The sequence below is a fragment of the Paenibacillus sp. FSL R7-277 genome, from assembly GCF_000517965.1.
Taxonomy (GTDB): Bacteria; Bacillota; Bacilli; order Paenibacillales; family Paenibacillaceae; genus Paenibacillus_AQ; species Paenibacillus_AQ silagei.
Map to the genome: position 1 here is coordinate 196,177 of NZ_ASPX01000069.1, position 24,157 is coordinate 220,333.

Annotated in this window: 20 protein-coding genes and 1 pseudogene; 18 read left to right on the plus strand and 3 right to left on the minus strand. The window is 55.5% G+C overall.

The window, feature by feature from the left end:
- Positions 1-30 precede the first annotated feature (30 nt).
- The 9 genes from C173_RS20110 to C173_RS20150 all read left to right on the plus strand — a co-directional run bounded on the left by C173_RS20110 (position 31) and on the right by C173_RS20150 (position 10,600).
- Positions 31-1,104, plus strand: a complete 1,074-nt coding sequence (locus C173_RS20110; RefSeq protein ID WP_051478234.1) for an ABC transporter permease — start codon at positions 31-33, stop codon at positions 1,102-1,104.
- Between the two features lie 30 nt (positions 1,105-1,134).
- Positions 1,135-2,064, plus strand: a complete 930-nt coding sequence (locus C173_RS20115; RefSeq protein ID WP_036727714.1) for an ABC transporter permease — start codon at positions 1,135-1,137, stop codon at positions 2,062-2,064.
- 52 nt (positions 2,065-2,116) lie between these two features.
- Positions 2,117-2,635, plus strand: a complete 519-nt coding sequence (uraD, locus tag C173_RS20120) for a 2-oxo-4-hydroxy-4-carboxy-5-ureidoimidazoline decarboxylase (protein WP_036727716.1) — start codon at positions 2,117-2,119, stop codon at positions 2,633-2,635.
- Between the two features lie 38 nt (positions 2,636-2,673).
- Complete coding sequence (gene uraH, locus C173_RS20125; RefSeq protein ID WP_036727718.1) at positions 2,674-3,072, plus strand: hydroxyisourate hydrolase; 399 nt, start codon at positions 2,674-2,676, stop codon at positions 3,070-3,072.
- A gap of 62 nt (positions 3,073-3,134) precedes the next feature.
- Positions 3,135-4,532: an allantoinase AllB gene (gene allB / locus C173_RS20130; protein WP_036727720.1), complete on the plus strand. Its 1,398-nt coding sequence runs from the start codon at positions 3,135-3,137 to the stop codon at positions 4,530-4,532.
- A complete protein-coding gene (locus C173_RS20135; RefSeq protein ID WP_235191963.1) occupies positions 4,496-5,890 on the plus strand; it encodes a Zn-dependent hydrolase in 1,395 nt (464 codons plus the stop codon). Before allB ends, C173_RS20135 begins: the two co-directional genes overlap by 37 nt.
- A 102-nt stretch (positions 5,891-5,992) precedes the next feature.
- Positions 5,993-7,225 (plus strand): pyridoxal-phosphate-dependent aminotransferase family protein, encoded by a 1,233-nt coding sequence (locus tag C173_RS20140; RefSeq protein WP_036727722.1) that lies wholly within the window; start codon positions 5,993-5,995, stop codon positions 7,223-7,225.
- Positions 7,226-7,320: 95 nt separating this feature from the next.
- Positions 7,321-9,129 carry an adenine deaminase gene (locus C173_RS20145; protein ID WP_036727944.1) on the plus strand — a complete coding sequence of 603 codons (1,809 nt, stop codon included), beginning with the start codon at positions 7,321-7,323 and terminating at the stop codon, positions 9,127-9,129.
- Between the two features lie 1,015 nt (positions 9,130-10,144).
- Entirely contained in the window at positions 10,145-10,600 is a 456-nt protein-coding gene (locus C173_RS20150; protein WP_036727946.1) for an IDEAL domain-containing protein, read from the plus strand.
- Positions 10,601-10,672: 72 nt separating this feature from the next.
- Here C173_RS20150 and hemH read toward each other — a convergent pair whose 3' ends face one another.
- A complete protein-coding gene (gene hemH, locus C173_RS20155) occupies positions 10,673-11,698 on the minus strand; it encodes a ferrochelatase (protein WP_036727724.1) in 1,026 nt (341 codons plus the stop codon).
- 485 nt (positions 11,699-12,183) lie between these two features.
- On the opposite strand from hemH, the gene C173_RS20160 reads away from it, so the two are divergent.
- The gene (locus tag C173_RS20160; RefSeq protein ID WP_036727725.1) at positions 12,184-14,505 is read left to right on the plus strand and encodes an FMN-binding protein; all 2,322 of its coding nucleotides are present in this window, start codon (positions 12,184-12,186) and stop codon (positions 14,503-14,505) included.
- Positions 14,506-14,697: 192 nt separating this feature from the next.
- On the plus strand, positions 14,698-15,654 hold the full coding sequence (locus C173_RS20165; RefSeq protein WP_036727727.1) for a 3'-5' exoribonuclease YhaM family protein: 957 nt from the start codon (positions 14,698-14,700) through the stop codon (positions 15,652-15,654).
- Between the two features lie 83 nt (positions 15,655-15,737).
- Here the strand turns inward: C173_RS20165 and C173_RS33760 are convergent, their stop codons facing one another.
- Positions 15,738-17,111, minus strand: coding sequence for a TerD family protein (locus C173_RS33760; protein ID WP_081751255.1), 1,374 nt, complete (start codon positions 17,109-17,111; stop codon positions 15,738-15,740).
- Between the two features lie 144 nt (positions 17,112-17,255).
- Here C173_RS33760 and C173_RS35040 point away from each other — a divergent pair.
- Both C173_RS35040 and C173_RS35045 read left to right on the plus strand, forming a co-directional pair.
- A pseudogene (locus C173_RS35040) lies at positions 17,256-17,729 on the plus strand (TerD family protein); the annotation flags it as partial.
- Positions 17,730-17,963: 234 nt separating this feature from the next.
- Entirely contained in the window at positions 17,964-18,629 is a 666-nt protein-coding gene (locus C173_RS35045) for a vWA domain-containing protein (RefSeq protein ID WP_036727950.1), read from the plus strand.
- A 539-nt stretch (positions 18,630-19,168) separates the two neighbouring features.
- Here the strand turns inward: C173_RS35045 and C173_RS20180 are convergent.
- Positions 19,169-19,723, minus strand: coding sequence for a GNAT family N-acetyltransferase (locus C173_RS20180; protein WP_036727729.1), 555 nt, complete (start codon positions 19,721-19,723; stop codon positions 19,169-19,171).
- Positions 19,724-19,998: 275 nt separating this feature from the next.
- On the opposite strand from C173_RS20180, the gene C173_RS20185 reads away from it, so the two are divergent.
- The 5 genes from C173_RS20185 to C173_RS20205 all read left to right on the plus strand — a co-directional run bounded on the left by C173_RS20185 (position 19,999) and on the right by C173_RS20205 (position 24,157).
- A complete protein-coding gene (locus C173_RS20185; RefSeq protein WP_036727730.1) occupies positions 19,999-20,886 on the plus strand; it encodes a LysR family transcriptional regulator in 888 nt (295 codons plus the stop codon).
- A gap of 122 nt (positions 20,887-21,008) precedes the next feature.
- Positions 21,009-21,881 carry a transporter substrate-binding domain-containing protein gene (locus C173_RS20190; RefSeq protein ID WP_036727732.1) on the plus strand — a complete coding sequence of 291 codons (873 nt, stop codon included), beginning with the start codon at positions 21,009-21,011 and terminating at the stop codon, positions 21,879-21,881.
- 34 nt (positions 21,882-21,915) lie between these two features.
- A complete protein-coding gene (locus C173_RS20195) occupies positions 21,916-22,698 on the plus strand; it encodes an amino acid ABC transporter permease (protein WP_036727734.1) in 783 nt (260 codons plus the stop codon).
- Positions 22,698-23,408, plus strand: coding sequence for an amino acid ABC transporter permease (locus C173_RS20200; protein WP_036727736.1), 711 nt, complete (start codon positions 22,698-22,700; stop codon positions 23,406-23,408). Before C173_RS20195 ends, C173_RS20200 begins: the two co-directional genes overlap by 1 nt.
- Complete coding sequence (locus tag C173_RS20205) at positions 23,405-24,157, plus strand: amino acid ABC transporter ATP-binding protein (protein ID WP_036727738.1); 753 nt, start codon at positions 23,405-23,407, stop codon at positions 24,155-24,157. The genes C173_RS20200 and C173_RS20205 overlap by 4 nt, the downstream gene beginning before the upstream one ends.

Below are 24,157 nucleotides of genomic sequence, written 5' to 3' on the forward strand. Positions count from 1 at the left end.
CCTGGAAATCAATCTGCAACGTTTACGCCGATGGCGGGCCGCAGCGGGAGGTGGTACTCCCTCAGGCTGGAATATGATTCAAGCCGTACCCGTTCACCGTGGTGGACGCCCATCCTGTCCGTTGTTCTGGCACTCTTGCTCTGTGCGGTGTTCATCGCCGCTAATGGAATGAGTCCGCTGGTCGTCTACGAGAAAATGTTCCGGGGAGCCTTCGGCACCTCCTACGGCTTCACTGAAACCATGGTCAAGGCTATTCCGCTGCTGCTCTGCGGGCTAGGTATTGCTGTAGCTTACCGGATCTCTGTGTGGAATATTGGGGCAGAGGGTCAGTTGACAGTAGGCGCTATGGCGGCTACTGCGGTAACGATCTATTTCCCGGACCTGTCTTCCTTCTGGTCCATCATGCTGATGCTGGTTTTCGGTACAGCAGCCGGAGCTTTGTGGGGTCTGATGACGGCAGTGCCGCGAACCCATTTCGGTGTCAATGAGCTGATTACGTCGCTGATGCTGAACTACGTGGCCCTGCTGGCTCTGGATTATGTAGTGTTCGGCCCCTGGAAGGACCCGAAGGGCTTCAACTTCCCGGGTTCGCCGATGTTCACGGCCGCCCAGTCCCTGCCGGTGCTTGGCAGCACCCGGCTGCATATCGGGCTGGTCTTCGGCCTTGTGGCTGTGCTGATCTATTATCTGATGATCCGGTTCACCCGCTGGGGCTATGAGCTGCGTCTGATCGGCGCCAATCCCACAGCAGCCCGTTATGCGGGCATCCATATCAAGAAGCATATTATCATCGTCATGCTGATCAGCGGCGGTCTTTCCGGGATTGCCGGCATGGCTGAAGTGTCGGGGGTTACGCATAAGCTGATGCAGGGGATCTCTCCGGGCTATGGCTATACGGCGATCATCGTAGCCTGGCTTGCCAAGCTGAACCCGCTGGGCCTGATTGTGACTTCGATTCTGTTCGGCGGCCTGATTGTGGGCGGCTATAGTGTTCAGACTATCGGACTGCCTTCGTCCATATCGGAAATGCTGCAGGGCGCGATCCTGTTCTTCCTGATTGCCGGCGACATGATTCACCGGTTCCGCATCCGCCGGAGCGCATAACAGCATTCTCGTACAGGAGGGAGTTCACTCATGGATTTCACTACACAGTTATTAATCGCCGCTATCTCCGCCGGAACACCGCTGCTGCTGGCTACGCTGGGAGGCATTCTGACCGAACGGGCCGGCATTATCCAGCTCGGCGCGGAGGGGCTGATGCTGATGGGGGCAGTGACGACTTGCATCGTCTACATCCGCAGCGGGAATCTGATCCTTGCGCTGCTCTCGGCGGTAGCCATTACCGCTCTTCTGGGTATGGTTCATTCGTTCTTGTGTGTCACGCTGAGGGCGAATCAGACGATGTCGGGCCTGGCTATGACGCTGTTCGGCAGCGGCCTTAGCGCTTATGTGGGCAAGTCGATCAGCGGCATTCCGCTTCCCGGCAGTCTGCCCAAGCTGGATCTGGATATACTGAAGCCGGTGCCGGTGCTCGGGGAGCTTTTTGGAAGGCTGGATCTGCTGACCTGGTTCAGTCTTCTGCTCGTCCTTGTGCTGCATCTGCTGATTCACCATACCTCGTGGGGGCTGCATCTGCGGGCGGTCGGCGACAATCCGGCTACTGCGGACGTCATGGGGATTCGTGTGCAGCTGATCCGTTACTGCTATGTTACTGCCGGGGCGGCGCTGATTGGTCTGGCCGGTGCGGATATGGTGCTGGCGTATGCGCCGACCTGGAATGAAGGGCTGACCGCCGGACGGGGCTGGATCGCCGTGGGTCTGGTGATTTTCGCCAGATGGAATCCGCTGCGCGCTCTCTTCTGCGCCTACTTCTTCGGAGCACTCGACTCGCTGGGCTTCCGTATTCAGCTGTTGGGGAGTGCGGTGCCGTCTTATTTTCTGAAAATGATTCCTTACGTCGTAACGATTCTCGTATTGATGTATCTGGGATACCGCAACCGCAACAAGCCCTCCGGTACGCCGGAATCACTGGGAACACCATATATCCGCGAACAGCGGTTCTAGGCCGGAAGGGCGCAGGCGGAAATATACAAATTAGAGGGATGGGGGCTGGCCTATGACTATACCGGCGGACCGGTTGACTCTGGAGCAGATGAACTCGATGGTAAAAAAAGACTTCGTGGAGCAGCTCGGCGGCATCTTCGAGCACTCCCCTTGGGTTGCAGAGGAGGTGTACAGCAGGCGTCCGTTCGATTCCGTGCAGGAGCTGCATGCTGCCATGATGGAGATAGCACGGCAGGCGGAGCCGGACCAGGTGCTGGCACTGCTGAGAGCTCACCCGGATCTGGCGACAAGGCTTGCGGTCAGTCCGCTGTCGGCGGCCGAGCAGCAGGGGGCCGGACTGGACCGGCTGACACCGGAGGAATTCGCGGAGCTCACCGGGCTGAACGCCGCCTATACAGCGAAATTCCGCTTTCCGTTCATCTTCGCCGTACGGGGCAAAACTAAAGAAGAGATCCTTAGCGCCATCGGTGAGCGTGTGGATCGTTCGCTTGAAGAGGAGCAGGAACAGGCGCTGCTGGAGATTGGTGCGATTACTCGTTTTCGGCTGGAGGATCTGCTGGGGGCGGAATAGAGCAGGGCACTGCATATTATAGGAGGAGGGTGACGCAAATGTCTGGAAGGAACGGACGGCTGACAACTCATGTGCTGGATCTGTCACAGGGCAAGCCTGCTGCGGGCCTGTCGCTTCAGCTCTGGCGGCTGAGTACCGGAGGGCCTGTACTGCTGCGTGAGGCGGTGACGAATGAGGATGGCAGGCTGGACGCTCCGCTGCTGGCGGGAGAAGAAATGCAGGCCGGAAGCTATGAGCTGCTGTTCATGGCAGGGGATTATTTCCGGGGCGCTCAGGCTGGTGCCGGGGAACCGGAGGCTGAGGAGGAGGGAGCAGGCGCTGTAGTCCCGTTCCTGGACCAGATTCCGATCCGCTTCAATATGCCGAACCCTTCCGCCCATTACCATGTACCGCTGCTGGTTGCACCTGGAGGATACAGCACTTATCGCGGGAGTTAACGCGGCAATTCAGTGTACCGCTGCATCTAATCTTAAGCCAATAGACCGGAGGTGGGCCTATCATGAAGGAAGAAGATTATGAGCTTATCATCAGGAACGGACAGGTGGTCCTGCCCGAAGAAGTCCGCAGGCTTGAGATCGGGGTGAAGGATGGCAAAATCGCTGCACTGGGCGAAGCCTTACAGGCATCGCCCGGGACCAGAATTCTGGATGCGGAAGGACAATATGTGCTGCCCGGCATGATCGACATGCATGTTCACTTCAATGAGCCTGCGTTCGGTCACTGGGAGGGCTTCCGCAGCGGGTCGGCTGCTCTTGCGGCCGGCGGCTGCACCTGTTATGCGGATATGCCGCTGAACGGGAATCCGCCGACAGTGAATCTGGAGGCGCTCCGGCTGAAGGCGGAGGCCGCAGCCGGGAACTCGGCGGTGGATTATGTGCTGTGGGGCGGCCTTATGCCCGGGAATCTGGAGGAGCTGGAGGGACTGGCTGCAGCGGGTGTTACCGGGTTCAAGGCGTTCATCTCGAATCCCGGCGGTGAAGGCGAGGGCCGGTTCCGTGAGGTGGACGATGATACCCTGTATCAGGGGATGCTTCGGATCGCCGCAACCGGCGGGATTCTCGCCCTGCATGCGGAGAGCGAAGCGATAACCTCGGCGCTGGGGGCGGCGGCACTCCGTGCCGGGCGCAGCAGCGCGAGGGATTTTGCGGCTTCGCGTCCTCCGCAAGCCGAGCTGGAGGCTGTAGCCAGGGCGCTGCTGTACAGTGAGCGGACCGGCTGTAAGCTGCATTTCGTCCATATCAGCACAGCGGCAGCCCTTGAGCTGATTCATGAGGCCAAGCTGCGCGGTCTGGATGTGACCGCAGAGACCTGTCCTCATTATCTCATCCTGGATGAAGACAGCATGGAGACTCTCGGGGCGCTGGCGAAATGCGCTCCGCCCCTGCGCAGCAGCAGTGAACGGGACCGGCTGTGGGCGGCGCTGGCTGCGGGCCGGGTGGATCTGGTCGCCTCCGATCACTCCCCCTGTCCGCCTGAATTGAAGCTGGCGCCCGGGCTGTCGTTCATGGAAGCCTGGGGCGGGATATCGGGAGCACAGAGCAGTTTGGAATTGATGTTCCATGAAGGCGTTCATGTGCGCGGCCTGCCGGTTACGCAGATCTCAGCGCTGATCTCCGGCCTTCCTGCCCGGCGGTTCGGGCTGGAGGGGCGCAAGGGCTCCATCACGCCGGGGCTGGATGCCGATCTGGTGCTGCTTGATCCAGATGCGGCCTATACCCTGCATGCAGAGGATCTGCTGTACCGCCACCGGCATAGCCCTTATGTCGGAATGACCTTATCCTGCAAGGTAACGGCAACGATCTGCCGGGGCAATGTTGTCTATACTGCCGCGGAAGGCGTTATTGCTGGCGGCGGAGGAGAATGGCTGCGTATCCGGCACAGCCAGCCGGGGATATGAAGCCGCCGGTCCCGCATGTCCCCGCCGGGGAGATGCTGAAGCTGCTGGATGAACTCGCAGCCTACAGCGCTCCGGGTCCTGGAGTTACCCGGCTGCTGTATACGCCGGAGTGGCAAGGGGTTCAGCATTTTTTGCAGGAGAGAATGGCCGGGCTCGGGCTTGAGGTCAGGATGGATCAGGTAGGGAATGTCTATGGCACACTGGCCGGTTCTCAGGTAAGCGACAAGGTTATCCTGACCGGCTCGCATATTGACACGGTGGTGAACGGCGGGCGGTATGACGGTGCTTATGGTGTAGCGGCAGCTGTAACTGCGCTGCACTATCTTCTGGAGACCTTCGGTCCGCCGCTGCGGACGCTTGCGGTGGTATCCTTCTGCGAGGAAGAGGGCAGCCGCTTTCCGCTGACGTTCTGGGGCTCGGGGAATGTGACCGGGCTGTATAGCGGGAAGGAATGTATAGACTGCACAGATGCGGATGGGATCACGCTGGGGGCAGCGATGGCGGCCTGTGGCCTGGCAGGGGATGAAGGGTTGGCTGCTGAAGCTGCGGCGGGTCTGGAGCAGAGTGGCGGAAGTAGGAGTGCCGGATGTGGGAGTGAGGGGTCAGAAGTTGAATCTATGGCAGGTCTGGAGGGAAGCTTCTGGCGAAATAATAGTCCTGTGCGCAGTGATATTGCCGCATATGTCGAGCTGCATATTGAACAGGGGATTATTCTGGAACGGACGTCCCGGAGAATCGGGGTCGTGCAAGCCATCGCCGGACAGCGGCGGTATCTTGTCAAGGTCGGCGGGACGGCCAATCATGCAGGGACTACGCCGATGGGGTTAAGACAGGATGCACTCGCCGGGAGTGCGGAGATGCTGCTGGCGCTGGAGCGCTCCGCTCTGGCGGAGGGTGATCCGCTGGTAGCCACAACGGGGCGGCTAGAGGTCTACCCGGGGACATCCAATGTGATTCCCGGCGAAGTGCAGTTCACGCTGGATATCCGGCATAGCGAAGCCGGGGTGCTGGAGCGCTTCTGCGCAGCGGTCCTGGCGGAGTTCGCAGAGCTTGGCCGCAGGCGCGGCCTCACGCTTGAGGTGCAGATGCTGCTGGAGACAGCCCCTGCTCCTATGGACCAGGAGCTGCGCGCGGCTCTTGAAGAGATCTGTCTCCAGCAGGAGAAGCCTTATCTGAGCATGGTCAGCGGTGCGGGGCATGACGCCCAGCTGTTCGCTCCGCGCTGCCCGGCTGCGATGATCTTCGTGCCGAGCCGGGGCGGAATCAGCCATTCCCCCGGGGAGTATACCTCCCCGGAGGAACTCGCTGCTGGACTGGAAGTGCTGACAGCCATATTATATAGATTAGCTTACGAATAAGAGACACTGTTCACCGCAGCGACGACCAAGCTTCGAGTTGTAATTTTAATTTCGCTATAAATCGCGAGATCTGATCATTGGAAGTCTGGAGGGGAGAGAATCATGAAGCGGTACGAAGATTTGTCGCCGTCCTTGCGGTGCATTATGACCCCCGGCCCCGTGGAGGTTGATCCGCGTGTGCTGCGGGCGATGTCTTATCCGGTGCTGGGACAATTCGATCCTGAATTCACAGAGATCATGAATGAGACGATGGAGATGCTGCGTGAGCTGTTCGCCACCAAGAATCAGTGGGCTTATCCGGTAGACGGGACTTCGCGTTCCGGTATTGAAGCGGTGATGGTCAGCCTGATTGTGCCGGGGGACCGGGTGCTGGTTCCGGTCTTTGGCCGTTTTGGCCATTTGCTCCATGAGATTGCTGAACGCTGCGGGGCTGAGGTCCTCACGATAGAACAGACATGGGGCCGCGTCTTTCCGCCGGAGGAGGTAATTGAGGCTATACGGCGCTTCAAGCCGGATGTGGTGGCAATGGTTCATGGTGAGACCTCTACAGGCCGTGTGCAGCCGCTGGACGGGATCGGGCAGGCCTGCCGGGAGCAGGATGCGCTGCTGATTGTAGACGCGGTGGCGACGATCGGCGGGGTGCCGGTAGAGACAGATGCCTGGATGCTGGATGCCGTGGTCGGCGGAACGCAGAAATGCCTGTCCATCCCTTCGGGCATGGCCCCGGTGACGTATAATGACCGGGCCGAGGCCAAGCTGCTCAGGCGCAAGCAGGTTGAGCGTGGACTTAGAACTGACACTGCTGCTGTCAGCGAGCTGCCCGTAGTGCGCAGTAATTACCTCGACCTGAGTATGCTGCAGGATTACTGGAGTCCCCGGCGGCTCAATCACCATACGGAGATGACCTCTATGCTCTATGCTCTGCGTGAAGGCCTGCGGCTGGTCCTGGAGGAAGGGCTGGAAGCGCGGCATGCCCGGCACAGATTCAATGAGCAAGCCCTTACTGCCGGACTGTCAGCTATGGGGCTTGCGCTGTACGGGGAGGCGGAGAGCAAGCTGACGGTAGTCACCTGTGTGCTCATTCCGGCGGGGATAGACGGGGAAGCCGTCCGTTCCATGCTGCTGCAGCGTTTCGGTATTGAGATCGCCAGCTCCTTTGGACCGTTACAAGGCCAGATCTGGCGGATCGGTACCATGGGCTTCAGCTGCCGTGAGAATAATGTGCTGCGTCTGCTTGGTGCGCTGGAGGCGGTGCTTATCCGCCACGGGTACGCGGTACCTGCCGGACAGGGCGTTCAGGCGGCACTTGACGTATATGATTCAAAAGTAAGATAATCATACAATGCGATTTGTTTAAGTGACGGCTTGCGCCCCTTGAGGGGCGTCAGGGCCGTTTTTGCTAAATAGATAACCGGAAGGGAGTACACATGATGACTTATACACGACAACCATTGGCCGACTGCGTGCCTGAGCTGGTAGCTACAGCCCGGGGAGATCAGAAGGCTACACTGGTAATTACAGGCGGCAAGCTGGTCAATGTATGCTCCGGGGAGATTCTGGACGGCATGTCCGTCGCTGTACAGGGCGGGCGCATTGCTTATGTCGGCAAGGATGTCTCTCATACGATCGGGGAGGGAACGCAGGTTATTGATGCGGCCGGCAGATACATTGCTCCCGGCTTGATTGACGGACACTGCCATATCGAGAGCACTCAATTGACGGTGACTGAATTCGCCCGCGCTGTATTGCCGCTGGGGACGACCGGAGGCTTCTTCGACGCCCATGAGATTGCCAACGTATTCGGGCTTAAGGGAATTAAGCTGATGCTGGACGAGATGCGGGGAACACCGCTGGCTGCCTATATGCAGGTGGCTTCCTGTGTCCCTTCTGCGGGCGCAGAATTTGAGACAACCGGCGCGTCCATCGGACCGGAGGAAGTAGCGGAAGCCTACACCTGGGGCGAGGATGTGATCGCGCTCGGCGAAGTCATGAACTTCCCGGGTGTGGTTTACGGCGATGAGAAGATGATCGGAGAGATCCAGGCCACGCTGCGTGCGGGACGGTATGTTGACGGGCATTTCACCTGGCCGGCGAGTGACTGGAGACTTCCGGTCTATGCCGCAGCAGGGGTGACTGGGGATCATGAGTGTGTGACAGCGGAGGATGTGATCGAACGCGTACGTCTGGGGATGTATGCCAAAATGCGCCGCGGCTCTGCCTGGCATGATGTCGCCAAAACCATCACGGCGCATACCGAGCACGGGCTGGACCCGCGCCGGATGATGCTGGTGACAGATGACCGTAGCTCCGAATCGCTGCGCGATGAGGGGCATATGGATTTTGTCGTGCGCCATGCGATCTCCCAGGGGGTGAAGCCGGTCACGGCTTTTCAGATGGCAACGATCAATACAGCCGAGCGCTTCGGCGTAGCCCGCGATATCGGCTCCATCACGCCGGGCTCCTGCGCAGATATCATTCTGCTGGACGGTAATCTGGCCGATGTTCATGTGGTCATGACAATTGCGGCTGGCGTTGTTGTGGCTGAGAACGGAAGCATGACAGCTGAGCTGAGTCCTTACACCTACCCGGATGAAGTACTGGCCTCTGTGCATCTGCAGCAGCCTCCGGTTCCCGCAGACTTCGTGATCCACGCGCCCATTGAGGAAGGTGTTCTGGCCACGCGGGTTATCCAGGTCATTGAGAACCACGTGGAGACCGGCGAGCTGATCATGAGCCTGCCTGTGGCTGGATCGGAGCTGGTTGTGCAGGGCGGTCTGTGCAAAATCGCTGTTCTGGAGCGGCACAAGGGAACCGGTAACAAATCCGTAGGGGTTGTGCAGGGCATTGGCTTCCGCGAGCCTGCGGCTATAGCGATGACTGTAGCTCATGACAGCCATAATGTGCTGGTCATCGGCAATGATGATGGCCTGATGGCGCAGGCGGCGGCTGCCGTGGCGGATGCTCAAGGCGGTGTTGCGGTGATTACCGCTGCCGGGACCACCTTGTTCCCGCTGGCGATTGCCGGACTAATGTCCGCAGAGCCATTTGAGATTGCCGCCGCGCAATCCGCTGCCATCAGCAAAGCGTTATATGATGCGGGATGTACGCTGAACTATGCTTTTATGACCCTGTCTCTGCTGGCCCTGGCGGTTATTCCCGCACTGCGGATTTCCGATAAAGGCCTGGTGCGGATCTCCCCCGAAGAGGGAATTCAGCTGGTACCGTTGTTCGTCAGCTAAGGCAGCGGGACATCCTGCCGGGGAGGATATACTGGTATTCTAATCTTGAGCCATTCAGTCTTTCACAGACTGGGTGGCTTTTTTTGTTGTTTAGGAAATTATGCGAAAAACAGGCATGACAAGACAGAGGCCTTGTCACCCCCAGGAATGAAAATAAGTCAGGTGCATCAGTCGCATCCCGACTTTTATTTTCGTATTAAACCGAATACAATCGGTGCTGCTGCGATGACGTATGGCTCCATGCTCCACAGCCAATAACATTTATAGAGAAATCCTGCAAGAAGTGCAACAATACTGCCCCATAGAAGCGGCTAATGCTGAAATCCTGCAAGAAATGCAACAAATTCAGCGCTATCTTGCTCTAAACACCGAAATTTGTGCAAATAATGCAACATTGCTACCGCAGCCAGTAACATTTGTAGAGAATTCCTGCAAGATGTGCAACAATGCTATCCATACAATCGGTCCGTGAGAGAAAACGCTTAGAATTGGCAAGAGATAGGCGGAGCACCGCCAGGAAAGGAAGAGACAACATTGGATCCACGTATAGTTCACCTAAACTCGCCGGAGGTGGGCGAACGTAAGTAAAGAGCAGAAGTGCACTTGTATTAGGGTTTGATACTCCCACTCTTAAACAGCGGAGCGGGCGGAATGATTGTGGAAAAGTGGAGCGGTCGCCTTTGTATCCGGATTTTCACCGATTAGGGGAATGAGAAAAATCTGGATACAAGAGCGATTGGAACAACATTCCGTTTGCGGAGCGTGCTCCTAAGCGCCGCCGTAATTCATACTCCATATCCTGCACCGCTTTGTCCTTCGTTTGTGGGCATAAAAAAGATAATAATTAACCGATTTTTCGCAGCGTGAAACAGAAAATTTTAAGTTTTTAATGAAAAAGCATTAACAATAGGGGCGGAAAAGACGATAATACTTTTAAATTAGTTAAAATTATTGTCGAATTATGAAAATTCAGCATATACAGATCGTCCAAACCTGAGGAACGGGGTGCATGAGAATGTTGAGATTAGAAACACAGGACATCTTGAATATCACCAGGAAGCAAATTGCCGGTATTTTTAAAATGGAGCCGGTTGAACTGAAATTTGTCAATGATTATCAGGGTGAGCAGTATCTGCTGACCAACGATAAGCTGCATCTCAGCAACCAGCATTATTGGGCTAAGGTTATGGATTGTGTGTTCGAGAACCATGTCAGACCTGTTCTGATGTGTGAGGTGCTCTACTTCCTGCGTAATGAGTTTCTGGAAAGTGACATCAAGCTGATGTTCTCCTATGATTTTGCGGAGGGCTCGGAGGGGAATGCGGCGGCTTCGGCCGAGATCAGCTTCAAGGATTCCCCGGATCTGCAGCCTGATGAAATTGCCGAATTGATCGATTTTGCCCTGACTTTGCAGGATAAGCAGTGGTTCGAGGAACTGACTGCCAAATATAAACAGCTCACGGTTCAGTAATCGTACTATTTAAAATAAAACGCCCGGCTCACAGGATGATGGCATCCGTGAGACCGGGCGTTCTTGTTATCTTCATTCGGCGGAAGACAGCCAGCCCTGGGCCGAGCAGTCTACCCGTTCCGCAAGGAAGCTGATCCATTCTTCCGTATCGTTCAGGCAAGGGGCCACCTCCAGCATCTCAGCATTCCCGCCGCCCATGGCGAAAAGCTCCCGGCCTTCTACGGCCAGTTCATGCAGTGTTTCGAGGCAGTCTGTGACAAGTCCGGGTGAGAAAATCAGCGGCCGCCGGATTCCGCGTCCGTGAAGCTCCTTCAGCGTGTCCGCAGTCGACGGCCCTACCCAGGTCTCCGGCCCGAAACGGGACTGGAAGGAGAGCTGCCACCGTTCCGGGGTCCAGCCCATCGCTTCTGCGAGCAGACGGCCTGTCTCCTGGCACTGCTGCGGGTAGGGGTCTCCGGTCTCGGCATAACGGCGGGGAATGCCATGGAAGGACAGGACATAATAATCCGGCTCTTCACTCATCGCGCGGATCTGCCGCTGCAATAAGGATTGCATTGCTGCTATGTAGCCGGGGGCATCATGGTAGGCTTCTACGAACCGCAGCGCCGGTACGAAACGCTTGGATACCTGCCCGTAGCGGCTATGCCGTCCCAGAGCGGCGAAGCTTGCAGCTTCATAGACGGAAGCTGTTGTTGTTGAGGAATACTGGGGAAATAACGGAAGAACTATGATACGGGTCACTCCCGAAGCTTCCAGCTTGCGGAAGGCTTCGGCCATGCCGGGTGTGCTGTAAGCAAGCCCCAGCTCGACTTGATAACTGCTGCCCAGCAGTGCCTGGAGCGCTGCCTGCTGAGCTCTGGAATGGACGAGCAGCGGTGATCCCTCTTCCATCCAGATCTCCTGATAGAGCTTCGCGGACCGGCGCGGACGGGTACGCAGAATAATGCCGCGCAGCAGCGGCTGCCAGAGCAGCGGATGATAATCAATGATTCTGCGGTCAGACAGAAACCGCTTCAGATAAGGACGGACCGCCTTGGCGCTCGGGGCGTCAGGGGTTCCGATCTGAGCAAGAATAACGCCTATACACGACTGATTCATCAGCAGCTGTTACTCCCTTCCATGAACATGACATCGTTTTAAAATATCATATTCAAGCCCAATCACACAATATAATATATCTCACCGTTATCATATGAAGGAGGATATGGGATATTATGAGAGTTCGGAGGAGTATATATTTTGTGCTATTGCAAAAAAGTGATGTTTCTTATAGGGTATGTGATTTTCTACACAGAGAAAAGAGTTTCAATTTTGTTACCATCAAGCCAGAAATATTCACCAGCAGCTTGAAGTCCACTTATGTGAATTAATTCACTCCATTATGTGAATTGTTTCACCTTTTGAAAGATTGTATATATAGATGAATCTTTTCTTACACGGGCTGGGCCGAGCAGGAATGAAGGAAGGAGTGGGTGACGTTCAGGAAGAGTTGGCTGCTCTTCGTAATCAGAAGGAAATGATACGGAACAAGACGGTTTGAAAACGCTACATACTACTGGGGAATAATAAAGGAGAATACGCATTTGAAAAAAATAATTTCTTTGACTGTAAGCGCAGCCTTGCTGCTCGCGCCATTAGCCTACACGATTAACGCACCGGCCTTGAACCTGAAGGTGGATGCGGTTTCAGCAGCATCGGAAGAAGCGCCGGCAGCGACTGCTAAACCAGCTCCGAAGGCAACAGCCAAACCGGCAGCCACTCCGAAGGCAACAGCCAAACCGGCGGCAACTCCGAAGGCAACAGCCAAACCGGCGGCAACTCCGAAGGCAACAGCCAAACCGGCGGCAACCCCGAAGGCAACAGCCAAACCGGCAGCCACTCCTAAGGCGACAGCTGCACCGGCAGCAACGGCTAAAGCAACCGCTAAGCCGGCAGCAACCACTGCACCGGAAGCATCTGCCAAGGCTTCAGCGAAGCCAGCGGTAACTGCTAAGCCGGCAGCAACAGCAGCTCCAGTTACTGTACACGAGGATGTATATCAGGATGGAGTATATGTTGCCTATGGAGATGCGTATTCCAAAGGCACAGAGGGTGCAAAGGTAACGATCAAAGACGGCAAGATCGCCGATATCGAGCTGCTCAGAACCAGCCCGAAGATCATCGACCGCAATGCCCGTGAGAATTACAGCGGCGTGTGGGCAGCCTATGGCCTGATGAAAGACAGACTGATGGGTAAAACCAGAGACGGCGCGGCTGCGGTTGACGCTGTATCCGGTGCAACCCGTACGAGCAATGGCTGGAAGCTGTCTGTAGACAGAGCTTTTGAGCGATCGCTTGCGCACCAAGCGGCTGATGCCACTTATTTTAACGGAGTCCATATGGGCGTAGACCCTGAGGCCAAATATGCAGTGTTTGCTACCTATGAAGCAAACAAGCTGACTGCGGTGAAAATGTATCCGCTGAGCGCTACCGGAGATTTCGTGGATGAGAAGACATATACGGCTGAACAGACCGCAGCGATTGCAGCAATCACTCCTGCACTGCTTGCCAAAGGTGCTAGTGCGCAGCCGGTAGCCGGCTTCGAGGCAGAGACCAAAGCCGCAGTGAACGCCTTCTGGGATGCCGAACAGAATGCCAGCATCAACAACAAGGCTGCTTATGTTGACGGATTCTACTCTTCCTACGGTACAGCAAGAAGTGTGGGCGTGGAGAGAGCGGATGTTGTGATCCGTAACGGCAAGCTGGTAGATGTGAAGTTGTTCAGACTGGGCAGTAACCTGATCGACAGAGGGGCAACCGCTTATGCGGAAGTTGTGAAGGCGAATGCTCCGATGACCGCCAAACTGCTGGCTAACGGATCTTATATCGCTAACTATAATGAGAAGGTAGATGGAATCTCCGGCGCTACGGAGAGCAGCCATGGCTGGAACCAGGCCGTAGAGCGCGCTTTTGAGAAAGCCTTGAAGACTCCGGGTGAAGGTCAAACCTTCGATGGTAAATTTGCCGGTGTGGATAATCAGTCCAAGGTTATGCTGCTGGTTGATATCGATGCGGATCAGGTAACGGGCATCAAGCTGAGCCTGTTCGGCGCAGACGGTAAGCTGATTGCAGACGACAAGCGGAGCGAAGAACAGAAATCACTGGTCGACAAGCTGACCGCAGGACTGCTCGCAAGCGGCGTGCAGGCTCCAGATATCGCCGGACAGGAAGCTCTGTCGGCTGCAGCGAAGGCAGCACTGACGGATGCTTTGACCAATGCGTCCAAGGTACAAGGCACTTATAAAGACGGCACTTTCACCGCTTATGGTGATGCTTATGACAAAGGCACGAACAAAGCAGATGTTACACTGCGTAACGGCAAGATCGTAAATGTGGCCCTTTCCCGTGTAGGCATGAACATGGTGGATCTGGGTAAATCCGCTTATGCTGAGGTGCAAAAAGCTATTCCGGTGCTAACCGCCAGCTTCCTGGCTGCAGGCACAAGAGAAGGCGCTCAGGATGTGGATGCCGTATCCGGCGCTACCAGCAGCAGCAATGCGCTGAAGGCAGCCGTTGACAGAGCTTATGGTAAAGCGGAAGTTACGGAAACGGATAAGGCCGCGTATTTCGATGGCATTTTCATCGGTGCCAGTGTGGATAAGACTGTAAATGTCATGGTTACTACTAAGTATAATGTGCCTGTAACTATGGCTGTGTACTACCTGGATGATAAAGGTAAGGTAAGATATAATCTGACGGATGATGAGCTGCTGGTGAAATACGAGATCGAGAATACCTCGAACGGCAAAGGACTGCATAAGTACGGGTACCGTGCAGCAGCCTTCGGAGCGAATGATGCCCAGAAAGCCATCTCTGCCAAAGCGGTAGAAGCGATCAAAGCAGCGCTCGAATCTGCCGGCAAATAACAGAATCCATTCACTAAGGGTTGTCCTGGGTCATGCAAATGGCCGGGACAGCCCTTTTTGCAGGTGTGGACATAAATAGGAATGCCAATCGTATAGTAATTTAAAGGGATTTGGGAAGGGAGTGTCAAACCTCTAATATACACACTAATATACCCAGCAGGCTCAGGCCTGTAAGTCATAGGAGGCTTCACAATGACATTAATCAAACAGCTAGCCCCGCAGGATGAATTCACCGGCTTCTATCTGCTTAGAGAACTGGTGCTGAAACAGACGAACGGAACTCCTCCCAAGGATTACTTCGATATTGTACTAGGTGATGCCAGCGGCCAGATTTCGGCGAAATACTGGGACGTCAGCGTGACGGATAAGGAGACTTTTTTCCCGATGGCGCTGGTGAAGGTCCGGGGGATGGCTCATACGTATCGCGAGAAGCTTCAGGTCAAAATCACCAAGCTAAGACTGGTCAATGAATCCGACGGCGTATCGCTGACCGACTTCATCCGCTCGGCCCCGGTGCGTCCTGTGGACCTGGTCCATACGATTAAGAACGAGATGGAGAGTATTGCCGATCCGGAGATTGCAGCGATTGTGAACTTCTGTGTAGGGAAGGTTGAGGAGAAGCTCATGCATTATCCGGCAGCCAAGACCCACCATCATGCCTATTTCGCCGGGCTTGCTTATCACATGGTCCGCATGCTGGAGATTGGGGATTTCCTGTGCAAGCAGCGTCCGTTCCTGAATCCTGATCTGATGAGAGCGGGCATTATCCTCCATGATATCGCCAAGCCGGAAGAGATGATCTCGCAGTACGGCATTGTGTCGGATTACAGTGTGCACGGAAAGCTGATTGGACATATCTCGATGGCTTCAAGCTGGATTACAGAAGCGGCCATCCGCACCGGCATTGATCTGGAATCTGAGAAGGTCATGGCGCTTCAGCATCTGGTCTTATCCCATCATAATCTGGGCGAGTGGGGAAGCCCGGTCCAGCCCCAGACGGCTGAAGCAGTTGCCCTGCATCATATCGACGCGATGGATGCCAAGCTGCAAATGGTGGAGGACGCCCTTGATACCACTCCGGAGACGGAGGAATGGACGCCGTTCATCCGTGGACTGGAGAATAAGGCCGTCTACCGGCTGAAGATATAACGATTGAGACACTGGTATCGCTGAAAATAAAGCAATCCCCCCATCCCGTAGTTGCGGTTGGGGGGATTGCTTTACTTAGGATCTTAAGCCTCCGCCGCTGCGGCGGACTCCGCCTGTGCCTTCGTGACGCTGTCAGCTTCCAGGCCGTAGTGGCTGCACAGGGCCGGAAGGCCGCCCGGCAGCAACTCTCCGATAGCAGCGAATCTCCATTTATCCTTATAACGGTAGAACTCTCCGATAACAACGGACATACCTGGCATAACATTCCGGCTTAAGGGGAATACGGCCAGTCTGACTCCCGTCCGGGAATCAATCAGTGATACGGAAGCGTTCCAGACCGGGCCCGGATTCCGGTCACCGCTGAACTCCGCAACCGTGAAGGCCAGCGCAATCCGCGTGATGGCTGCAGGCAGGCTGGTCAGCTGAAGATACAGATGCCCCATGTGCGCAGCGGGCTTAGAGCAGAAGACGGAGCCGCTAGGGTCTTCCATATTCCCAGAGAAGATAAGCTCCCGCTCTTGCTCACAGCGTCCGCTCTCCCGGAGCAGGAAGGCAGCGGTCTCCGGCTGGCTGACTTCCAGGTGCGAAGCCGGAGCGTCCCACTCCACAGCGGCAAGGAGTCTGGAGGCGCTAAGCTTGTCGCCGATATCGACTCGCTGGCCGCGAACCAGCTCAGGGACCAGCAGAGCTGCAGGAGTAGGTTCCTTGACTGTAGCCGGGTGAGTCACAGAAGCTGTGACATCCTGAGCAGCTACAACGGGAGCCACGCTATCCAGCAGGCCGGATGCTGCGGGCATCGGTGTTGTGCTGGCCTCCTTGCTGGTTGTCTTGGCAGCAGCCTTCTTCCCGGCGGCCGGCTTCTTCGCGGCCTTCTTGGGCGCTGCCTTGAACGGCGTATACCCGCCGTCATACATCGTCCCGGCCTTGTATCCCTGGCTGCCGGCTAACAGCAGCGGATCGAACTGCTGCCACTGCTCCATCAATTTCAGGAGAATCAGTGCAGAAGCTCTGGCATCCTCCAGGGCATCATGGTGCTTCAGCCGGATGCCGAAATGCGCCGAGATGACATTGAGCTTATGGGAGGGGAGGTCCTGGAGCATTTTTTTGCCGAGCAGGTAGGTACATAAATATTGAAAGCCTGGATAGCAGAGAGAGTAGTCGTCCAGGCAGTACCGCAGCACACTCATATCGAAGGCGGCATTATGCGCGATCACAATCTCCCCCTGCAGCAGCGGTTCCACCGTGGGCCACAGCTCAGCGAAAGTAGGCTGGCCTCTAACCATAGAGGGTGTAATTCCATGAATGGCAATATTCATCCCGTCGAACGGTTGCTGCGGGTCAATCAGCCAGTTGTGCTCTGCTGTAACGATACCATCACGGACCTGAACAAGCCCCAGGGCACAGGCGCTGGAGCGGCCGGAATTGGCAGTCTCAAAATCTATCGCAGTGAAATTCATCAGGTAAAGCCCCTATCTATCATCTATTACCTTTCATATTAAAGGAGCAAAGCTGGAAATACAATCTGTTCAGGTTGTGCAAGGCTGCCTCAATGGGGTATACCTTATCTATGAACTTCTGGAATAGACTGCTATGAAGAGGAGATGAAAGACTTGCAGCTGTCAAAAGGTCAAAAGGTCGATATCACCAAAGGAAGAGAAGCTCACGAGATATCCATCCAGCTCCGCTGGAACACGCAGCATAGCGGAGTGGGCGTCGATGCGGCAGCCTTTCTATTGTCAGATCAGAACCGGTGTGAACGGGATGAGGATTTTATATTTTACGGAAATCCGGTGTCGAGGGAGGGGGGAGTAGCTCATTCTGCGGAGGGGGAGAACGGGGCAGACCTGTCCATTTCGTTATCGAGAATACCTCAGCATTATGCCCGCATTGCGGTAACCTTGACGATCTATGAGGGAGAGCAGCGCAACCAGCGGATGAAGGATCTGTCCGGCTTACAGCTAACGCTGGCAGACCGCAGGACTGGGCAAGAGCTGTACCGCTTCGAGTATGGGGCGGATCTGTCAGAGGAGACAGCTGTCGTAGCCGGGGAGCTGTACCGCCATCAGGGAGAGTGGAAGTTCAGTGCAATTGGCAGCGGGTATAATGGAGGACTTGCAGCCTTGTGCCGAAGCTACGGGCTTGAGGTGGAACAGGAGTCCGGGAACGAAGCCGCAGCGGCGGCTGAGGTATTGGAGCGAACACCTGAAGTGGTGGAGCAAACATCTGAGCTAGTGGAGCAGACACCTGAGGTGGTGAATAAGACCCCGGAGGTAATCCGTCAGCCCGAGGCGGAGACTCCGGTGAATGTGTTGTCTTCGATTAATCTGCGCAAAAAGATCGTGGAGCTCACCCTGGTCAAAAAACAGCTCACCGGTGTAACCGCAAGAGTGGGTATCGTGCTGGACATCACCGGCTCCATGCGCAGCCTCTATGCCAGAGGTGTGGTGCAGGAGGTGGTAGAACGTATCCTTGCGGTTGCCAGCAAGTTCGATGATAACGGCTCCCTGGATGTGTGGGTCTATGATACGGAATTCAGCAGACTTCCGCCGGTTACCGAGCAGGAGCTTGGCAGCTATGTCTTCACTCATATTATGAACAACGATTCAATTCATAAGTTCGGGCGTAATAACGAACCGCCGGTAATGCAGGATGTCATCGGAAAATACACCAAGGAGGAGCCGGACACGACGCCAGTGTTCATTATCTTCATCAATGACGGCGGCGTAGTTAAGCCGACCCGCAAGGTGATTATGGCCGCATCCGCCCTTCCGATCTTCTGGCAGTTTGTCGGCATCGGCGACTCTGACTTCGAGGTGCTGAAGCAGCTCGACACGATGAGCGGCAGACTGGTGGATAACGCCAGCTTCATCCATCTGGACCGGATTGAAGACGTATCCGATGAGGAGCTGTATGACCAGTTGTTGAATGAATTCCCGCAGTGGCTGAAGGCCGCGAAGGCGAAGAGTATTCTGTAGGAGTATTCACAGGGAAGCGCAAAGTCTCGGCTTAGTAGCAGTATTCACAGGGAACCGTACTGTCCCTGCTCCATAGTAGCATTCGCAGGGAACCGTGCTGTCTCCGCTCTATAGTAGCATTCGCAGAAAAACGTGCTGTCTCCGCTCTTAAGCGGCCTTCACATTGAGCTGTGTCTGCCTCCATACTTCGGACGGATTGCACAGTGATGCAAGGAATGTTGTACTAATTGCAACTTGGATTCCTAGATACCTGGGTGCTAGGGGGGATTGTTGCACGAAATGCAGGAATTGTGCCGCCAAACCGCCCGTAGGTGGAGAAATCCTGCTTTTTATGCAACAATGTTGGACTTTGGCCGGAATGAGGAGGGGAATGTTGTACTTTGGGCAGGATTGTGCAAAATTTCCCGGCCAGGCGGAGCTTTAGGGCGTCTCGTCGGAACAGTCCCCACCGCCCGCAGTAACGGACCTCACGGCCCGCGGAAGGTGTTCAACGCCCGCCGTAACGGCCTCCACGGCTCGCAGGACGCCAACCTCCCCGCTCAGGCTGTGGAGGTTTTTTTGCTCTGCAGACCGGGCGGGGCTTGCAGCTCCAGGCGGTAGCCTTTGACCAGAGTATCCCCGTTCTTCAGATCCGTCTCATAAGCCCGCTTGAAGCCCAGTCTCTCATAGAGCCTGATCGCCGAGGCCATCATATCTGAAGTATGCAGGTTCAGGCTGGCTGCCCCCAGTGCAATGGACCTTCCTGCGGCTTCACGGATCAGAAGTCTGGCCACCCCGCGTCCCCGGACTGCCGGAGATACAGCCAGCAGACGGATGATCGGTGTATGGATACCCAGCTCCGGCCTGCCATAAGCAGCCTCTGAGGAGGTGAACAGCAGCACGCTCCCTACAATTTGTCCGTCCAGCTCCGCTACAATCCGGGAGACGGGTGCATCGCCATGAACCGAGCCGAGAATGGAATCCCGGTACTCCGCCCAGAACGGCCCGGGCAGCACGGCTGCATATTCGCTGTAAGCTTCAAGCAAGACCCTGGCAATGGCTTCACGATCGGAAGCTGCAGCTTCACGGATTACAATTTCTGCTGAGTGATTCATCTGGTGCCTCCTGTCCGGTATTGGTGTTTTGTTATTATAATCTATAAATCCGATGAGTATAAGAGGGATTTAATGATTTTGATTAATGGATAGAAAAGTTCTATCTGTAATTGTGATCAATGTAATGGTTATGGCCGTATGCTACACAATAAGTCTGTTGACAAAAAAAGGGCCGGTGACTAAGATATAAACAAATTCTATAGGAAAGTGCGGATCTAATTCATTGTTAAACGATTGGAATAGTAAAAATTATAAAATGCGGAGGGGGACTACGCTTGAACATCGAGAATATTGAAGCTTTTGTCTACATCAACCACTACGGCAGCTTCAACAAAGCGGCAGATGTGCTCTATATCTCGCAGCCGACAGTGACTGCCCGTATCCAGTCGCTGGAACGGGAGCTGGACTGCAAGGTATTCGACCGGCTGGGCAAGCAGATTAACCTGACGGATAAAGGCCGCCAATTCCTCCCCTATGCGCAGCAAATTCTGCAGGTCTATCAGAACGGGAGGCATCAGATTCAATCCAAAGGCCAAATCCCCGGCGAGCTGAGAATCGGCAGTACAGTATCGGTCTCCAATTATCTGATGCCCCGTCTGCTGCTGCATTTGAAGCAGCGGTATCCCCACATCCGTATGAAGCTGACAACTGCTCCTACGGAAGTATTAATTGAGAAGCTGAAGGCGAAGGAGATCGATCTCGCTTTTATCCGCAAGGTAGTGAATCCGGCCATCCAGTCGTTCCCCTTCTGTGAAGACCCGATCTCGCTGTATGTGTATGCCGGTCATCCGCTGGCCCGCAAGGGCCGCGCTTCAATCCGGGAGATCTCTGACGAGACCCTCGTATTCTTCGAATGCGGCTCGCTGGACTGGATGCGTCTGCACCGGGTATTCGAGAGCATGGAGCGTCCGCCGGGCATTGTCTATCAGGTGGATAACCTGGAGACCGCCAAGAAGCTGGTGCTGAAGCAAGCGGGAATCTGCTTCCTTCCAGCCCTGAGTGTGCAGGAGGAGGTAGAGGCGGGAACGCTGGTAAGGGTGGATATCACGGAGACCGAAGGCATCTCCCTGCGGACCCACCTGATCTCGCTGAACGGGGAGAACGCGGAGTTCCTGGACACCCTGCTGGAGCTGGGGACGGGGACGTTGAGCAAGCTGAATTGACTTCTTGAATAACCATATTAAGAAACTCTATTAGCGCATGGCAGCATGCAGTGATAAAGTTAATTGCATATAATCACCACTAAACAGATAGGGATTATCTAAATTGAAAAGGGGTTTGAGAGATGAACAAGACGATTTCGTTCGCATCCACACTTGTACTAACACTGCTGATCGCTGGCTGCGGCAATAATAACAGCGCTAATAGCGGCAAGGTAGCGGAGGCAGCATCTCCGAATAGTTCGGAGTCCACGGCTGCTGCCGCCGATCCGGCTAAGGTGACCAAGATCGTGGTCGGCACCGGGACAGCTTTTCCCAATGTCTGCTTCATCGATGAGAACGGGAAGCTTACCGGGTTCGATGTAGAGCTGCTGAAGGAGATTGACAAGCGCCTGCCGGAGTATGAGTTTGAATTCCAGACGATGGATTTCAGCAATCTGCTGCTTAGCCTTGAGACGAAGAAGATTGACCTGGTAGCCCATGTTATGGAGAAGAACCCGGAGCGGGAGCAAAAGTACGCTTTTAACAAGGAAGCTTATGCCCACTGGAGAAACCGCATCGTTGTAGCGAAAGGCAATACCTCGATCCAGACACTGGACGATCTGCAGGGGAAGAAGGTACTGACCGGCGCCACCAGTGCGCAAGCACAAATTCTTGAGAACTATAACAAGGAGCACAGTGCAGATCCGATCAAAATTGTCTATCAGAACGGTGCCGCCAATGATACGGTCAACCAGATTGATTCGGGCCGGGTGGATGCTACCCTTGCTGCGGACTTCGTATTGCCGATCATTGACCCGCAGAGCAAGCTGCAGGCGGTGGGTCCCGAGCTGTCCTCTGCTGATATTCTATATGTGCTGCGCAAGGATGATGCCCCTTCGCAGAAGCTGTCGGAGGCCATTGACGGAGTGGTCAAGGAGCTGAAGACAGACGGCACACTTGGCAAAATAAGCACACAGTGGCTGGGGGCGGACGTTACCACCTCATCGGTTCAATAATGCGCAGGCCCGTACAGCGGAAAGGAGGTGCAGGATGGGTGCACCGTTTGATCTAGGTTTTGTCTTCTCGTTCCTGCCCAAGCTGCTGACTACGCTGAGTACCACGCTGCTGATCGTAGCCTGCTCGCTGCTGGCAGGAATGATTGTCGGATTTATCATTGCGCTTCCCCGCCTGTATAAGGTGCCGGTCCTGAAGACCTGCGCTGAGGTGTACATTTCTTTTTTTCGGGGGACGCCGATTCTCATTCAGTTATTCCTGTTCTATTACGGTCTGCCTGAGGTGCTGAAGCTGGTGAATCTGGATATGACGCGGACGCCGGTGCTGGTGTTCGTGATTCTGACCTACGGTCTGCACACAGGGGCTTTCATGTCGGAGATGATCCGCGCATCAGTGACAGCAGTCGATAAGGGCCAAGTGGAAGCGGCTTATGCTACGGGGATGACCTCGTACCAGGCTTTTACCCGTATTGTGCTGCCTCAGGCGCTGGGAATTGCGATTCCTGTCTTTTCGAACCTGCTCATAGCGCTGCTGAAGGATACTTCGCTGGCGTTCACGCTGGGAGTGATGGAGATGACGGGCAAGGCCCAGACCCTGGGCAGTGCGACCCAGCATTTCATTGAGACGTATATTGCACTTGCTCTTATCTATCTTGTGATCAGTTTTACGATTGAAAAGCTGCTGTTGGTTGCGGAGAAACGTCTGCTCAGGCATGAAGCCCAGGACAGTCCGGCCAAGAAGCGGTTCACTCTTCAGCGAAAAGCGTCCTACCGCACAATTGTCGCGGATATGGGAGCGGGTAAAGGAGGCGGTGCGTAATGAAGCTGGATCCATCTTTTATCTGGACGGCGTTTCTGCAAATTCTGGGAGCCATTCCTACGACGCTGTATATTACGGTTGTGTCGGTGTTGGCAGGCTTCGTGATCGGTACGGTCGTGGCCCTGATCCGGATTTATAGAGTCCCCGGGCTGTATCCGCTGGCCGTAGGGTATGTCACGTTCATACGCGGCACCCCGATGCTGACGCATCTGCTGCTGATCTATTTCGGACTGCCGATGATTATCGACGGGCTTGCTGCACAGTTCGGCTGGAGCTTCCGCTCGGTATCGATACCGATGATCGGCTTCGCCTATATTTCTTTCTCCATTACGGCGGGGGCCTATATGTCCGAGGTGGTGCGCTCCGGTCTGCTGGCGGTGGATCGCGGTCAGCTCGAAGCGGCCCATTCCATTGGAATGAGCACTTCACAGGCACTGCGGCGGATTGTGTTCCCCCAGGCGCTGGCGGCGAGCCTGCCGAATCTGTCGAATTCTGTGATCGGGATGCTGCACGGGTCTACGCTGGCTTTTACCGTATCGGTGGTGGATATCAATGCCCAGGCGCAGATTGTTGCTTCGACCAACTGGAAGTTCTTCGAGGCGTACCTGGCGGCGGCGCTGATCTTCTGGGGACTGACGTTCCTCATTGAGCGGGCAACTGCCGTCATTGAAAGACGGATTAATCTATATAACCGGGGGGGAGTCGCATGATTAAGCTGACACAGCTATCGAAGTCGTTCGGGCGCCATCAGGTGCTGAACCATATTGATCTGGAGGTGTTGAGGGGCGAGGTGGTGGTCATTCTCGGTCCCAGCGGCTCCGGCAAAACCACGCTGCTGCGCTGTGTGAATGTTCTGGAGAAGCCCAGCGGCGGCGAAATCTCCATCGGGGACTTCAAGCTGGACTTCCGGCATGCCCGCAAGAAGGAGATTCATCAGCTCCGGCAAAAGACGGCCATGGTCTTCCAGCAGTACAATCTGTTCCGGCACAAAACCGCGCTGGAGAATGTGATGGAAGGCCTCCTAATCGTCAAGAAGCTGCCAAAGGAGGCGGCGAGAGAGAAGAGCATCGCACTGCTGGAAAAGGTCGGGCTTGGCAGCAAGCTGAATGCCTATCCGAGCCAGCTCTCCGGCGGGCAGCAGCAGCGCGTCGGCATTGCCCGGGCGCTGGCGCTGGAGCCGGAAGTGATTCTGTTCGATGAACCGACCTCGGCACTGGACCCGGAGCTGGTGGGCGAAGTGCTTGCGGTGATCCGCAAGATCGCCAAGGAAGGCATCACGATGATTGTGGTGACGCATGAAATGGGGTTTGCCCGCGATGTGGCAAATCATGTGGTTTTCATGGACGGCGGTGTGATTGTCGAGGAGGGCACGCCCACGGAAGTATTCAACCACCCGCGTGAAGAACGAACGAAGCAGTTCCTGAAGCGGATTACGCCGGAGCTGAACTATTCCATCTAG

What these genes read in the sequence shown, in the direction of transcription:
- C173_RS20110 (WP_051478234.1), top strand. Translation starts at nt 31, where the DNA reads ATGGCGGGCCGCAGCGGGAGGTGGTACTCCCTCAGGCTGGAATATGAT.
- C173_RS20115 (WP_036727714.1), top strand. Translation starts at nt 1,135, where the DNA reads ATGGATTTCACTACACAGTTATTAATCGCCGCTATCTCCGCCGGAACA.
- uraD (WP_036727716.1), top strand. Translation starts at nt 2,117, where the DNA reads ATGACTATACCGGCGGACCGGTTGACTCTGGAGCAGATGAACTCGATG.
- uraH (WP_036727718.1), top strand. Translation starts at nt 2,674, where the DNA reads ATGTCTGGAAGGAACGGACGGCTGACAACTCATGTGCTGGATCTGTCA.
- allB (WP_036727720.1), top strand. Translation starts at nt 3,135, where the DNA reads ATGAAGGAAGAAGATTATGAGCTTATCATCAGGAACGGACAGGTGGTC.
- C173_RS20135 (WP_235191963.1), top strand. Translation starts at nt 4,496, where the DNA reads ATGGCTGCGTATCCGGCACAGCCAGCCGGGGATATGAAGCCGCCGGTC.
- C173_RS20140 (WP_036727722.1), top strand. Translation starts at nt 5,993, where the DNA reads ATGAAGCGGTACGAAGATTTGTCGCCGTCCTTGCGGTGCATTATGACC.
- C173_RS20145 (WP_036727944.1), top strand. Translation starts at nt 7,321, where the DNA reads ATGACTTATACACGACAACCATTGGCCGACTGCGTGCCTGAGCTGGTA.
- C173_RS20150 (WP_036727946.1), top strand. Translation starts at nt 10,145, where the DNA reads ATGTTGAGATTAGAAACACAGGACATCTTGAATATCACCAGGAAGCAA.
- hemH (WP_036727724.1), bottom strand. Translation starts at nt 11,698, where the DNA reads ATGAATCAGTCGTGTATAGGCGTTATTCTTGCTCAGATCGGAACCCCT.
- C173_RS20165 (WP_036727727.1), top strand. Translation starts at nt 14,698, where the DNA reads ATGACATTAATCAAACAGCTAGCCCCGCAGGATGAATTCACCGGCTTC.
- C173_RS33760 (WP_081751255.1), bottom strand. Translation starts at nt 17,111, where the DNA reads ATGAATTTCACTGCGATAGATTTTGAGACTGCCAATTCCGGCCGCTCC.
- C173_RS20180 (WP_036727729.1), bottom strand. Translation starts at nt 19,723, where the DNA reads ATGAATCACTCAGCAGAAATTGTAATCCGTGAAGCTGCAGCTTCCGAT.
- C173_RS20190 (WP_036727732.1), top strand. Translation starts at nt 21,009, where the DNA reads ATGAACAAGACGATTTCGTTCGCATCCACACTTGTACTAACACTGCTG.
- C173_RS20195 (WP_036727734.1), top strand. Translation starts at nt 21,916, where the DNA reads ATGGGTGCACCGTTTGATCTAGGTTTTGTCTTCTCGTTCCTGCCCAAG.
- C173_RS20200 (WP_036727736.1), top strand. Translation starts at nt 22,698, where the DNA reads ATGAAGCTGGATCCATCTTTTATCTGGACGGCGTTTCTGCAAATTCTG.
- C173_RS20205 (WP_036727738.1), top strand. Translation starts at nt 23,405, where the DNA reads ATGATTAAGCTGACACAGCTATCGAAGTCGTTCGGGCGCCATCAGGTG.